The sequence below is a fragment of the Arthrobacter sp. Y3221087 genome, assembly GCF_059089905.1.
The window spans coordinates 340,152-353,865 of record NZ_JBNHFE010000001.1; the positions used below are offsets into that span (position 1 = coordinate 340,152).

Below are 13,714 nucleotides of genomic sequence, written 5' to 3' on the forward strand. Positions count from 1 at the left end.
AAACAGGAAGCGGACGACGGCGGGTGCCCACCCGCCGTCGTCCGTTTTTCTTTTGTCCCGGCTGCCTTCGAGGCAATCCCAGCCACAGGTCACAGCTGCGGGACGCACTCTCCGGTCCCCAGCAAGGCCAGTCCCGCCCGGTCGCCTGCGCCGAAGTCCAGCTGCCCGGAGTTCTCTGCGTACATCAGCTGGGTGGGGTCGTCCACGTGGTCCAGCCCGATCACGTGCCCCAACTCGTGCATGATGACCGCCCTTACCAGGGCGGGGCCGTCCGGGTATGCCAGTGTTTCTGCCAGGCCGGGCGCGTCGAGATGCACCTGGCCCGTGACGTAGACGTAGGGCTCGCCTTCGACCTGTATGGCTGAGCTGCCGCCGGTTCCCGCAATTTTTCCCGCCAGCCCGGGTGTTTCTTCCGGTGTGGACCACGCGATCAGGATCGGGGCCCACTTCTTGCCGTAGCGGTCGGGCTGGTAGGTATCGCGGGTATCCGAGGGCGCCTCATCGGTGGATCCGTCGAACACGAACTGCAACCCCGTGGCAGCGGACACGGAGGCCACAGACTCATGAATGAGCTGCTCCGATCCCGGCAGCGCGAAGTCCTGCCGGACCACGTAGTGGAGGGGCCGGCACGGGTCGTAGGCGACAAAGGGCTGGCCGGGGTCCGGCGACTCCTGCAGGACATAGGCCGATGAGCCGGTGGTGGCAGCAGGGACACCCAGTGGAGAGGATGCGGCTTCAAACCCCGGCGGAGGGACCTCGGAGCCGGGCAGATGGGGCAGCGCTGCCGAGAGGACGAACCTGTTGAACAGCGTGGGAGTGAAGTAGAGGCCCACCACGAGCGCGAGGCCCAGGACGGTGGCTGTCCTTGAGCTCCACCTGCGGGTGCGCGCCGGTCTTGTTCTACGGAAACCGCGGCGTTTTCCGGTGCCTGCTGCGGGAGGTGTCCGCCAGGGATCAGGCGAATCAAGCTTTCCGAGGGCCTCGTCAATTGCCCACTGGGGGATGCGTCCGCTCGGGGACCGCCGTACCCCAGGGGTTCCGCCCGGGTTGCCGCGCCCCCCCGAAGAATTGCTCCCGCCAAAACCTGCTGCCACCAGCGCCCCCTTGTTCCCCCAAACCATCTCCTTCAATGGTCCGCTCAGCATAGTGGCCCTTCGTCACAGCCGCGAGGAAAGTGTCATAACGCCAAACGCACCGTCGCCGCCCCGGCAGGGCTTTTTCCGTGGGACGATAGCACCAGCGGGCCGCTGGGTGGCCGTGCATGACGATGAATGGCCGGGGGCATCATGGCACTTGATTCGAACTGGACTGCGACGGGAAGGCCTGCGCTTGACATGGCAGCCGTAAAGGCTCCCGGCGTGCCGGACGATCCCCAGGCATCAATGACGGTGCTGGTGGCCGACGACGATGCAGGATCGCTGCTGGTGGCCAAGGCCGCCGTCGAGAAGTACGGGCACCAATGCATCGTGGCCGCGGATGGCGCGACGGCATGGCAGCTGTTCCAGGAGTGGCGCCCGCAGGTGGTAGTCAGCGACCTGGTGATGCCGGGGCTCAACGGGTTTGACCTCTGCCGCGCCATCCGGGCCTCGGAAGCAAGTTCCTACACGTACGTGGTGCTGCTGACCTCCCATGGCGCGCAGGAGGACGTGCTGGAAGGAATGCGGGCCGGAGCGGACGACTACATCAGCAAGCCGCTGGACCCCTTCGTCCTTCACACGCGCCTGCTGGCCGCCCGGCGTGTGACAGCAGTCCACCACGCCCTGGCCGACGCGCTGGATGAGGCCAAGGATAGCAATGAACGGCTCGCTGAATTCACCGGGCGGGTCAGCCATGACCTTCGAAATCCGCTCACGTCCATCCTGGGCTATGTCGAGCTGGGTGCCACGGACGCAGAATCCGGCCACACCGAGGAGGCGGCCGAGTACCTGGAAATCGTGGGTGGCAGCGCGCGTCGGATGCTGTCCATGGTCGAGGAGCTGCTGGCATTCGCTTCCATCGGCGGTTCGCTGTCCAGGGCCCGGCTTTCGCTGGCCAACCTCGTGGAGGAAGTCACCCAGGACCTGCGGCTGGGCCTGCGGGAAGCCGATGCCGTGGTGCACTGTGAGGATTTCGCTTTCGACGCTGACGAAAGCCAGATGCGCGTGGCCCTGCAGAACCTGATCCAGAACGCCGTGGCCTACCGCCGTCCCGAAGTTCCCCCGGTCATCACCGTCACGGGCCACGCCGCTGGAGCGGGCGTCGCAGTGCGGGTACAGGACAACGGCAAGGGCATCGACGCCGGGGATCGGCGCAAGGTGGTTGAACCGCTGGTTCGCCTGCACCGCGACGGCGATCCGGCCGGCACGGGGCTGGGCCTGGCCACCTGCGCCCGGATCGCTGCCGCCCACGGGGGAAGGCTGGAGATTTCTCCCAGCCCCATCGGCGGGACCACCGTCAGCATCTACCTCGGATCGCCGTAGGGCGCACCTTTCCACCCGCCAGCGATAAAGGGGAACGGACGACGGCGGGAGGTCCCGCCGTCGTCCGCCCCGGCTTAGGCGCCTGCGGCCACTGGCACCAAGCTGCTGTCCGCCGCGGTGCCGGCGAGCTGCGGCGCCCAGCCGTCCGTACTTTGCAGATAGCTCCGGACCGTGTAGTTGCCCGCCTCGCCTGCGGGCAACTGCGGGCGGTAGGCGGTCACCTGCGCGCCGGGGCCGTTGTTGTTGTATTCGTGGAACCGCGCCTCCCGCCAGGAGAAGCCGCTCATGTCCGTCCACGGCGTCCCCGAAATGTGGGCGCCGAGCCAGGAGTCCCTGACCAGGACCTGGGCTACCGCGCGGGGATCGCCGCCGGGGTGCCACGGCCTGCCCAGGTGGACGCTGTTGGCTCCAGCATCCGAGACCAGCCGGCACTGGTCAAAGAGGTAGCCGTACTTGATGGACAGGTCCTGGCTTCCCGCCGTGACGTACCCGTTGTTCGTCGCCGAACCGCGGTCCAAAGACTTGATCTCGCAGCCGCTGAAAACGGCAGTGCCGCGCCCGAAGATGAAGTCCACGTCCCCTTCCACATAGCACTTGTCGAAGTAGAAGCGGGCCGGGACCCCCGTGCCCGGCGAATTGACCAGCAGGGTGTCCTGGTTGCCCAGCATCCTGACGTTGGACAGCACGGACCGGTCGGCCGTGATGTGCAGCGCCACCGCTTGCCGGTCCTTCATGCCCATGTTGGCGGCCTCGTCGAAATCGTTGCTGATGGTCAGGTTCCGGGCCTCGAAGTCGGGGCCATCGATCCGGACCGAGGCACTGCCGGAGGTGCCGTAATTTCCCGTGCCGTCCGGCTTGGGTGTGCCGGAGGCGTTGTTGAAGACCAGCACCACGTCCTCCGGTCTGCCGCCCTGCCCGATGAACGAGATCCGCGGCTTGCTGCTGGGCACCCGGATCATCTCCCGGTAGGTGCCGGGATGGATTCGGATCACGGTCCGCTGGGTGCTGTTGGACGGAACGGAGTCGACGGCGGCCTGCACGGTCGCGAAGGTCCGGCCCGGTCCGACGTCGAGTGTCACCGGGAGGTCGACCGGGCGTTCAGCAGGCCAGTACATGCCGAGCAGGGGGTCCGTGCCGGCGTCGATGTTCAGGAAGTAGCCCGGCGGGACGATCTGCTTGGCCTGGAGTTCGCGGGCTACCAGCTTGGCAACGGCCAGGGCGCCGGCGGCCTGGAAGTGCGTGTTGTCCTCCGAGCCTTGCGGATACTGCGGGTGCTTGCCCGGAGCCAGGAAGAGGAAGTGTTCCTTGGTGCCCTCCGGTCCCAGCTGCTGCCACAGCTGCTTGGAGGAAGCCGTCAGGTCCACCAGCGGGGTACCGGTGGAGGCAGCGAGTTCCCGCACGGCTTGCGGGTAGGCGCCGTGCGAATCCTGGGCGGTTCCAAAGGAATCGAAACGGCGGCGTTCCACGCTGGTGACCAGCACGGGCTTGCCCCCGCGGGCCCTGGCACCGTCGATGTACCGGCTCAGATACTCCTTGTAGGAGGTGTCCGGGAGCGTGCCCCGCGCCGGGTCCGCCACCTTTTCGTCGTTGTGGCCGAAGGAGATCAGCAGATAGTCGCCCGGCTGCATCAGCGCCAGCACCCGGTCCAGCAGGCCGGCGTCCGCAAAGCTCTTCGAGGAAGCGCCGGACCAGGCGTAGTCGAAGACGGTGGCCTGCGGCCCCAGCAGGAGCGGCAGCGCCTGCCCCCATCCGGCGCGGGGCCGCTCGGACTGCTGGTACGCCGACGACGTCGAGTCCCCGACCACGAAGATCACCGGCCTGGTGCGGGGTTTGGTTGGATCCGTGTTCGCTTTGGCGATTGCGCCGGCCACGCCCGTGCCGGAGAGGGCCATAACCCCTGCGGTCAGCCCCAGGGAGGTGAGGACAGCCCGCCGGGTGGGCAGAATCGCGGCCATCAGTGTCCCCCTCCTGCGGTGAAGACCGGTCCGGTGTTGTTCTGGAGCAGGGCCGGGATGGCCTGCGCCGGGTGGACCTGCGTACGCAGAGTCGGGGTCCAGGATGTGTCTTCCGCCAGCTGGTCCGCGGGCGCGGCAGCGGCGTTGTAGGCGGCGCGAAGGTCGGTGATCTTCCCGTTGACGGCGTTGCCTACTGTAGTGATCGCGGTTCCCTTGAAGCGGGTGATGAGGTCCGCTGTCTCCACGCCGGCCGGCAACGTGAACGCGTTGGCCTCCGCGTACAGGTGGGAATCGAACCCGGCGCCGAAGGTGTAACCGTAGGGGACGGTGCTGTCCGCGTTCACCTTGAAGTGGTTGTTGTAGACGTCCACCTGGCCGAAGCGGACCCGCGGGGCGCGCTGGCCCACATTTTCGAAGACGTTGTGGTGGATGGTGACCCGCAGCTTGCCCGGGTCGCCGCGTCCGGGTGAATCGGTGGAGCCGATCAGGAGCAGCTTGTCATGGTCCGCGAAACGGTTGTAGGACATGGTCACCAGGTCCGAGCCGTTGGTGACGTCCACCGCGCCGTCATGCACCTGGTAGGGGCGGCCGAAGTAGAGCGGCTGGGAGCTGTCCAGGTTGGGGGCGTCGGTGAATTCGGAGTGGTCGATCCAGACATTGGTGGCTCTGTTGACCACTTGGAGCATGTCGTATTCGCTGTTCCAGTTGCCTTCGGCGCCGTCGGTCGGATCCCAGGACGGGAAGCAGTCGTGGGCATCCCTTACCGTGAGGTTGCGGACGATCACGTTGCTGGCGCCGTTGATCCGCAGTGCTGCGCCGGTGATGGTGCTCTCCGGGGTGGCGCCGACGATGGTGGTGTTGCTGGGAATGTCGATGCGGATGTTCAGGGCCTGCTTAGTGGCGGCTGCCTTCCGGGCGGTTTCCTGCGCGCCGACGGGACCCTGGCTGCGCCCGTAAGTGGCGGGGTCGTAATCCTGAAGGTACTGCTGCAGGCTGTAGCCGGTGCCTTCGGCGTAGTTCTCACAGGTCATGGCGGAACCGTCGGGTGCCGTGTTGGCATCAATAGTTCCGTGGACCCGCACGATTTTCGGGGCGGTTCCGGTGGCCGCGAGTGCGGCCTGAAGCTCTGCTTTGGTGGAGACGTCATAGACGTTGGCGTCCGTTGCCGCGGAACCTCCGGTGGTGCCAGTTCCGGCAGATGCCCAGCCGTTCCCCTCGGCGAGAACCTGGCGCTCCAGCGGCGTCTGTGCCGTCTGGGCTGCGGGGTCGGACGCCGAATTGGGCGACGCTCCGGCCGGAGCCGAGACCATCAGTGCTGCAGCTACTGCCACGGCTGCGGACATGGATAAGGTGCTGCTTTTTCGCATGTTCTCTCTTCCGTCATTGGAATGAACTCGCGCCCCTGCCGCGGCTGCTATGACGCCGGTCACGTACGGGCACTGATAGGGAGACTACCGAGAAAACGGTTTCTCAGCAAGCGTTTTCCCAGATGTATGGACAGTTTAGGTTTCATCGCACTCTTCCTCGCCGGAAAGGACGGCAGGGCCCAGAGCGCCCTGCCGCACGCGCCGCGGCAGCGCCGGACGCCCAAACCTGCGTTGTCACGCTGGGAAGTCACCCGCGGTCATGCCGCCAGTGCACTCCACCGCCTGGCTTGGGCCATCGAGCCGGACGAACTGCATGTCCTGACCGGACCGCCGTCGAGCAGGACCTCGACCTGTCATCCGGCTCGGTTAGAGCCGGAGCTCCATGAACACGCTGTTGGGATCCAGCGAGTAGTCCGCAAACGGCGGGCATTCGGTGAAGCCGTGCCGGGCATACAGGCGCCGGGCGGGCGCGAAGTAGTCCTCGGTTCCGGTCTCGAGGCAGACGCGTTCAAGGTTCCGCGCGCGGGCGTCGTCGAGGATGTGCCGGAGCATCAGGGTGGCAACGCCCCGTCCGCGTGCGCCCGCCGCGGTGCGCATGGACTTGATCTCGCCGTACTGGGCCGCGCCAGGCGCCAGTCCCAGGAGCTTGAGGGCGCCGCACCCCAGCAGCGCTGCGTTCTCGCGGGCGGTCCAGAACGTGATGGAGGGTGCGGACAACGCGGAGTGGTCCAGTGCGTGGACGCTCTCTGCCGGCGAGGTGGCTAACATATCCGCCAGGTGCTCGCTCAGGAGCTGGCGGACGTCAGCGCGTGCGGGATCGTCCCGGTCAATCGAAATCATCGTCTCCAATGTACCGGCAGCGGCCCGGGCAGCTACCCCGCGCTCTTGTCGATCACGCAGAAGCGGTTCCCGTCGGGGTCCTCGAGGACAAGGAAGTCCGGGTCCTCCGGGTACAGGTCCCAGTCCACCCGCCGGGCTCCGAGTGAGACCAGCCGCTCCACCTCCGCCACCTGGTCATCCGCGTACAGGTCCAGGTGGACGCGCGGGTGCTCCTGGACCGGCGTCTCGCTGCGCATCAGCGAGAGCTGGGCTCCCGGGCCCGACGCCGGAACAAGGGTTACCCAGGTGTCGTCACCGGGTTCGCGGGGGACATAGCCGAGGGCAGCGTGCCAGAAGTCGGTGGCGCGGGCGACGTCATTGACGCCGAGGACAAGGGTGCCGATGGTCAACATCTGCCCAGCCTAAACCGGCCGGGCAGAACCTGTCTGCGGGCATTGTGGGAGCGGCGCGCCGGGAGCACCATGGTCATATGGACGCCCAAACACCCGGAACCGTAGAGCTGAACCTGCCCCAGGCCTTCCTCCTGCTGGCCACGAACGATCAAGACGGAAAACTCGAAGTGCCGGTGTTCGCGCTGCGGACCACCCTGGCCGGGGCGATCCTCGCAGAGCTGGACATGATCGGCGCTATCCGCCTGCAGGGAAAGCACGTCCGGGCCACGGGCACCACCCCCGCCACGGATTTCCAGCACGAACTGGACCTCATTCGCCATAAATCAAGGCCGCACACGCCCAAGGCCTGGGTTTCCATGCTGGAGGGCCGGGCGGAAGTGCAGCGGGTCTACGAGGGAATGGTGTCCCGGGGCATCGTGGAGCATGTGGGGGAGAAGCACCTGGGCGTTTTCCAGACCGTGCGGTATCCGGAGAAGGACCATGCTCCGGAAGCGGCACTGCTGAAAAAGCTCGAAGCCGCATTCAGCGATACGTCGGCACCTCCCCAGGTGCCGGACTCCACGGAAGCCGTCAACGCTGCCTCTGCCACCGGAGTTCCTGACGCTGCCCCTGCCTCTGCAAAGCCTGCAGCCAAGGCACACGAACCCAGGACCCTGGCCCTGATCGCGCTGCTCGAGGCGGCCGGGCTGCTCCCCAAGCTCTTCCCGGCGGCGGACAGGGTGTGGGCGGACGAGCTTGCCAAGGATTACTGGCCGGCCCGCGCTGTGGAGGACGAGCTACGCATGATCAGGCTCGCGGAGGAAGAAGCCGCAACCCTGTAGCCGTTACGCGCCCCTTCCCTCCAGCGGGATCACCTCCACGCGGGCATCGGCGCCGAGGATCACCAGGACGTGCCGGGCTGTGATGCCCTCGAGGGCTTGTTCCAGCCGGCCCACGCTCTCGCCGGTGGCAGGAAAGGTGCCAGGCTCCGGCGGGGCCGTCCCGCCGTCGTCGGCCCGCCGCCACACCGTAACCCTCGCACCTCCGGTGATCTCACTGAGGGCCTTTTCCATTGCCTCGGAACCGGAACCGGCCACCAGGGTGACCTGGTCGATCATCCGTTTGCGGACGGGACCGGCTGCGGCGAGAAGGGCGCGGTCACGCCGCCACAGCGCGAAGTGGTACCCGGCTACCAGCCCGGCGGCCACCAGGAGCCCGAGCGGTCCGCGGATCCGGTCAACCACGCTGCCGCCCAACACCCCGCCCAGCAGGAACTCGAAGATCCGGTACGCAATCACCAGCAGTGCGATCAGTGCCACCACCGCGCTCACGCCGAAGAACGCGATGAGGTAGATCCGCCTCCCCGGCGGAATCGCCTCCGCGCTCCGTGGCTGCTTGTCCGGTTTCCACGCCAGCCACCAGGCCGGGCCACCTACCACCAGGGAACTAATGCCGCCCAGGAGCAGGGTCCGCTCCGTGCCGCCGGCCAGCGGTGATACCGCTGCGGCCAGGAGCGAATTGATGATCACGCCAATCCCGGAGGCTGCCGCGGCCAGGGCAACAGCCGAGGTGACCAGGAGGCTCGCGCGCCGGTTTTCAACGGAACGGTCGACAGCCACCGCGCGGTGGTAGCGCCACACCACCGCCCCGACCAGGCCTGCAGCCAGGGCTGTTGCCAAGGGCTCCAGGATGTCACCGGTCGAATCGGTGGGATCAAAGGCCAGCCTCAGGAGGACAAACAGCACCACAGCACTTCCACCCAGCGAGGTGATCCCGGCCGCGAAAATTCCGACGGCGATGGTGCTGACGTCAACGAGCCCGGTCCGAAGCCGGCGTCCGTCCTCGTGGATCCAGTGCCACCACCAGACCGCGCCTCCACCGGCCGCCCACACAACAGACCGGAGCACGGCATGCCACCATGGCGCCGCTCCGGTCAGCGCAAGACTGCCGCGGATGGCGGCGTCGAAGAGCCCGCCCAGCGCGGAAATGGCTGCGACGGTGCCTACCACGAGGCCGAAAACCGTTCCGATGGTGGTGCGGATGTCCGCCAGGTGGGCGGCCCCTTTGTCCGGGTGCTGCCACATCCAGCGGTGCCAGACCCAGACGGCGGTCCACACCAGGCCATTGGCCAACGGGGACGCCCACTGAGCCCGTGACGTGCCGATCCAGGAGGCCGTAAATTCCAGTAGCGACGTGGTGGCGATGATCAGCGAGACCGCGTACATCCCGGTCAGGTACAGGCCCCAGCCGGTTGCCGTGCGCTCCGCCTCGTCCAGCCTGCGCCACAGAAACCACCACAGGAGCAGGGCCAGCGGCCCGCCGATCAGGGTAAAGGAAAGTCCGCCGGCGAGCCCCTGCGCATCGGTGGTGGCGAGTACGGACGCGGACTCGAACAGGAGTTCCAGCAGCCCGCTGACGCCGGAGGGTGCAATCGCCACCAGGGCAAACAGGAGGGCGTACAGGATCAGCCGGCGCAGTGTCACCTGGGCGTGGGACAGTGATGAGGTCCCCGGCTGCAGCTGGAGGTTCATGGCCTTGCCGCTGTTCCGGTGCAGGAAAGCAGGGTGTACGGGGCCGCGGCGATCTTCCACGCTCCGCCGTCTTTCACGAGCGAGAAGGAGTCCTCTGATTCAAACTCGGACGGGCCGAAGGGGCCGCCGCCGGAAGACTCGACGATGGAGACCGTCACCGTGGCCGAATCCGCCCGTTCGTTGGTGTCCACCAGGACCACCCGGTCGGGACGGGGCATGCCGATGTATTTTCCGTCGCCGCACTGGGCCCGGGCTTCTTCTGTCAGATAGGCGCTGCCCGCTGCGGTGTCCCCGTCGATCACTGCCGCGCTGTACCGCTGGACCACGCCGGCGGGGCTGTTCTCGTCCAGCGGCTTCGGGTCACCCCGCAGGAACACCACGGCCAGCGCAACGGCCACCAGCACGCCAATGACACCGAGCAGAACCGCGAGGATCCGGTCGGGTTTTCCCGCTGCACCATCCATGCCGCAAGTATGGGCTATGGAACGCACATCGGCTGTTGGCTTTCGGGAGCGATTTGGTCACCTTTTCAACACCCGCGGAACGCCTTTGGAAGGCGGGCACGGCAAGCGTACGACGGTGGGAGGCGCCGCCGTCGTACGCCTCCGCCGGGTGTACGCCCGGTTGGGCCGGGTTACCTCCCAGCCGCGGCGCGGGGCAATGCGTCAAGGGACGGCAGCGCCGTCCCGGTAACCGACTGGAGGGCCGTCACTGTGGCGAAGCCTGCTGCCAGCAGTGCCGCATCGCTGTCCGGGTCAGGCGTCTCGGCCGTGTCCGCGATAGCCAGGCGCACGTGCTGCTGGCCGCGTTCGGCAAGCGTGGTCTGCACGATGCCGAACCTTGTCAGCGTGGCCGTGCGGTACTCGGGCAGCTCAGGGCCTGCGCTGTTGGGGACGTTGAGGTTCAGGACGCTGCCCGGGTCCTGGTCCATCAGGAACGGCAGCAGGCCGGTGGCCAGCTGCGCGGCCGTGTCCCAGTGGATCGTGTCGGGGTTGAGGCCGGTGTCCAGGGAGACCGCCAGGCCACGGACATCATTGATGCCGGCTGTGAGCGCAGCCCCCACGGTTCCGGAGTGCAGGATGGCCCGCCCCACATTGGCCCCGCGGTTCACCCCGGACAGGACAATGTCCGGCGGGGGGCCGAAAGCGCCGTGGGTGGCGATCATGGTGATGAACGCCGGGGCGCCGTGGACGGCGAAGGCTTCAACGCCGTCCAGGTCCTCCAGTTGCCGCTCTTCGATGGAAATCTTTCCGTCCTCTTCCACTGCGGTGATCGAGGAACTGCTGCCGCTCGCCTCGGCGGCAGGTGCCGCGACCACCACGCTCAGGCCCGCGCGCACTGCCCCGGCAGCCAGGGCGTGCAGGCCGGGGGAGCCGATGCCGTCGTCGTTGGTGATAAGGACGCGCGTGGGCTGGTTCATGATGTCCTGACCTTTCGTGCCAGCTCGTCGGGGCTCACCTGCTGCGCCGGTTCGTCCCCGCCGCTGTCCTCCAAGGGAACGATCCGGACAAGCTTGGCCACTTCGTGGATGGCTCCCGCCTCGCCCGATCCCAGGCCGTGGCGGGTGACGTTTTGGGCGCCAGCGGCGGTTCCGAGCACAACGGCGTCGTGCAGGTTTCCACCGTCGGCGAGGACGGCGGCCACGCCGGCGGTGAGGGAATCACCGGCACCGCTGGTTTCCACGGTCTCGAACTGTGGAGCGTGGATCTCGCTGACTTCGCCGTCATGGAGGAGGAGCGAGGGCTGGTTGGCGCGGGTGATAATGACAGTTTCGGCGCCCTCGTCGGCCAGCGTGTGCATGGCCTTGATGAGCTGGTCTGTCTCGGCTGCCTCGGCGCGGCCGCTGTCCACCACTTCGGAATCGGACATTTTGATGACTGCCGGTTTGCCGGCCAGGACGCCCTTGAGCCTTTCACCGGCAAGGTCAGCGATAACCGTGCATCCGGCGGTGCGGAGGTCTGCGGTCAGCCTCCGGTACAGATCGGGTGGAACCGAATCCTCGCGGCCGGTGCCGCTAAGGATCACGGTCCCGGCCTCCATCCCTGCCTGCAGCGCCACCCCGTACAGCTCATCCAGCTCATGGCGCGTCAGGCGGTGTCCGGGCGATTCCGCCACGACATCCCGCTCGCCGCCGCGGCGGTCATGCACGTAGGCGCCGCTGTTGCCTTCACCGGATACGGCAAGGACCCGGACCCCTTCGTCATCGATCAGGTGCCGCAGGATGCGTCCGGTTTCCCCGGAAAAGACGGCACACATGGTGACGGTTGCGCCGAGCGCCTTCAGCATGCGGGCCTGCCACACGCCCTGGCCGCCGGCATGGACGTGGATGTCGGCGGTGTCCTCGACTTCCTCCACCGTGACGGTGAGGACCGGGGACGGCGCAAAGATCACTACGGAACCCATGCGTCCCCCTGCCCCCGCGGTGCTGCAACTGGAACCGATGCCATGGTTGCCCCTTCCCCGGAGTCCTCCGGTTGTCGTCGGTAAGACACCCCCCTTCACTACTAAGCATCCTTAGTAGTTGCTTCGCCAGGGCGTATCGCGGAAGCCGGTGCCGGTGCGCCCTCCCAAAACAGGATCTCGATCCGTCATTCTGATGCCCAATAGCGACTATTTGGGAACGCGGTTGCATTCGGAGCAACACGTGGATCAGCACGGGCTGCAAGCCGGGATGGCGATATCTCCGGAATAACCGAAGAATGACTTTCCTTTGAGCTCTTGACTGTGCCGCACATCACGATCTACCTTGGAGCAACAAGGTTGCAAACAATGCAACTCCAAATTTTCTTGGTGGTCACATGAGTAACGAATCAACCCCAGCCGGGGCAGAGGTACTTGCCAACGATGCCAACACCGCTGCCCTGAACCCTGAACCGGCGGCGAACAAGGACGTTCGCCGCCGGGTGGTCACTGCCAGCTTCATTGGCAACTTCGTGGAATGGTTTGACTACGCGGTCTACGGTTACCTCGCCGTCACGATCGCGACGGTCTTTTTTCCCGAATCGGATCCCCAGACCGGCCTCCTGCTGACGTTCGCCCTCTTCGCGATTTCATTCCTGGTCCGCCCGCTGGGCGGGTTCGTGTGGGGACACATCGGAGACAAGGTGGGGCGGCGGACAGCCCTCTCGCTGTCCATCCTGATAATGTCCGGAGCAACGTTCTGCATAGCGCTGATCCCCGGCTACGACACGATTGGTATCTGGGCGCCTGTCCTGCTCCTGATCATCAGGGTTGTCCAAGGCTTTTCCGCGTCCGGTGAATACGCCGGGGCGTCAGCCTTCCTGGTGGAGTACGCCCCTGCGGGCAAACGTGGCCTCTACGCTGCGGTAGTACCGGCCAGCACCGCCGCCGGCCTGCTCCTCGGTTCACTGATCGCCGGTCTGCTCACAACCCTGTTGTCCGCCGAAGCATTGCACAGCTGGGGTTGGCGGCTTCCGTTCCTCTTGGCAGCCCCGATGGGCCTCATTGGCCGGTATATCCGGAACAAGCTCGAAGACACGCCGGTATTCCGCGAACTGGCCGCCGAGGACCATGCTGACAAGGCGCCCGTGTCCAGCCTGTTCCGGAACCACTGGCGGCAGCTGCTGCAGGCCGTCGGTGCGGTGCTGCTCAACGCCGTCGGCTTCTACGTGATCCTCAGCTACATGCCCACGTACCTGTCCTCGGAGCTGGGCCTGGGCGAAACCGAATCATTCCTGGCCACAACCATCGCGCTGATCACCTACATCGGCTTCATCTTCCTTACGGGCATGCTCTCGGACCGGTACGGGCGCAAGAAGGTGCTCATCAGCGCGTCCATCGCCTTCATCGTCCTGACCGTCCCTGCCTTCGCGCTGCTGGGGACCGGAAACTTCCTGGTCATCGTCCTGGTTCAGGTCCTCCTCGGCGCCATGCTCACCCTCAACGACGGCACCCTGCCCAGCTTCCTGGCGGAAATGTTCCCAACCCGCGTCCGCTACAGCGGCTTCGCCGTGAGCTTCAACTTGTCCAACGCCCTCTTCGGCGGCACGGCTCCGTTCATGGCAACGCTGCTCATTGCGGCCACCGCCAGCGACCTGGCTCCGGCCTGGTACCTCGTAGCTGCCGCCGTCGTCTCCCTGGTGGCCGTGGCTCTCTCCAGGGAAACCGGCAAAGAACCCCTGCGCCACGAATAGCTTCCTTCCAAGCCAACACGCATCAAACGCACGATAG

12 protein-coding genes are annotated in these 13,714 nt (G+C 66.5%); 3 read left to right on the plus strand and 9 right to left on the minus strand.

Going from position 1 to position 13,714, the window contains the following annotated elements:
* Positions 1-89 precede the first annotated feature (89 nt).
* Complete coding sequence (locus tag AC5RUO_RS01550; RefSeq protein WP_494103357.1) at positions 90-1,121, minus strand: matrixin family metalloprotease; 1,032 nt, start codon at positions 1,119-1,121, stop codon at positions 90-92.
* A 213-nt stretch (positions 1,122-1,334) separates the two neighbouring features.
* On the opposite strand from AC5RUO_RS01550, the gene AC5RUO_RS01555 reads away from it, so the two are divergent.
* A complete protein-coding gene (locus AC5RUO_RS01555; protein WP_494102619.1) occupies positions 1,335-2,459 on the plus strand; it encodes a response regulator in 1,125 nt (374 codons plus the stop codon).
* 74 nt (positions 2,460-2,533) lie between these two features.
* On the opposite strand, the gene AC5RUO_RS01560 is transcribed toward AC5RUO_RS01555, so the two are convergent.
* From AC5RUO_RS01560 to AC5RUO_RS01575, 4 genes are all read right to left on the minus strand, one after another.
* Entirely contained in the window at positions 2,534-4,414 is a 1,881-nt protein-coding gene (locus AC5RUO_RS01560) for a pectinesterase family protein (RefSeq protein WP_494102620.1), read from the minus strand.
* Positions 4,414-5,781 (minus strand): pectate lyase family protein, encoded by a 1,368-nt coding sequence (locus AC5RUO_RS01565; protein WP_494009550.1) that lies wholly within the window; start codon positions 5,779-5,781, stop codon positions 4,414-4,416. The genes AC5RUO_RS01560 and AC5RUO_RS01565 overlap by 1 nt, the downstream gene beginning before the upstream one ends.
* 366 nt (positions 5,782-6,147) lie before the next feature.
* Positions 6,148-6,621 (minus strand): GNAT family N-acetyltransferase, encoded by a 474-nt coding sequence (locus tag AC5RUO_RS01570; RefSeq protein WP_494009549.1) that lies wholly within the window; start codon positions 6,619-6,621, stop codon positions 6,148-6,150.
* Between the two features lie 32 nt (positions 6,622-6,653).
* Entirely contained in the window at positions 6,654-7,013 is a 360-nt protein-coding gene (locus AC5RUO_RS01575) for a VOC family protein (protein ID WP_494051809.1), read from the minus strand.
* Between the two features lie 77 nt (positions 7,014-7,090).
* Between AC5RUO_RS01575 and AC5RUO_RS01580 the strand changes: the two genes are divergently transcribed.
* Complete coding sequence (locus AC5RUO_RS01580) at positions 7,091-7,834, plus strand: GOLPH3/VPS74 family protein (RefSeq protein WP_494102621.1); 744 nt, start codon at positions 7,091-7,093, stop codon at positions 7,832-7,834.
* Between the two features lie 3 nt (positions 7,835-7,837).
* Here the strand turns inward: AC5RUO_RS01580 and AC5RUO_RS01585 are convergent, their stop codons facing one another.
* The 4 genes from AC5RUO_RS01585 to AC5RUO_RS01600 form a co-directional block, all read right to left on the minus strand.
* The gene (locus tag AC5RUO_RS01585) at positions 7,838-9,583 is read right to left on the minus strand and encodes a DUF5671 domain-containing protein (protein ID WP_494102622.1); all 1,746 of its coding nucleotides are present in this window, start codon (positions 9,581-9,583) and stop codon (positions 7,838-7,840) included.
* Entirely contained in the window at positions 9,520-9,987 is a 468-nt protein-coding gene (locus AC5RUO_RS01590; protein WP_494102623.1) for an LpqB family beta-propeller domain-containing protein, read from the minus strand. The genes AC5RUO_RS01585 and AC5RUO_RS01590 overlap by 64 nt, the downstream gene beginning before the upstream one ends.
* Positions 9,988-10,157: 170 nt before the next feature.
* The gene (gene surE, locus AC5RUO_RS01595) at positions 10,158-10,943 is read right to left on the minus strand and encodes a 5'/3'-nucleotidase SurE (protein WP_494009544.1); all 786 of its coding nucleotides are present in this window, start codon (positions 10,941-10,943) and stop codon (positions 10,158-10,160) included.
* Positions 10,940-11,926 (minus strand): 1-phosphofructokinase family hexose kinase, encoded by a 987-nt coding sequence (locus tag AC5RUO_RS01600; RefSeq protein ID WP_494102624.1) that lies wholly within the window; start codon positions 11,924-11,926, stop codon positions 10,940-10,942. Before AC5RUO_RS01600 ends, surE begins: the two co-directional genes overlap by 4 nt.
* Before the next feature lie 395 nt (positions 11,927-12,321).
* On the opposite strand from AC5RUO_RS01600, the gene AC5RUO_RS01605 reads away from it, so the two are divergent.
* Positions 12,322-13,677: an MFS transporter gene (locus tag AC5RUO_RS01605; protein WP_494102625.1), complete on the plus strand. Its 1,356-nt coding sequence runs from the start codon at positions 12,322-12,324 to the stop codon at positions 13,675-13,677.
* Positions 13,678-13,714 lie beyond the last annotated feature (37 nt).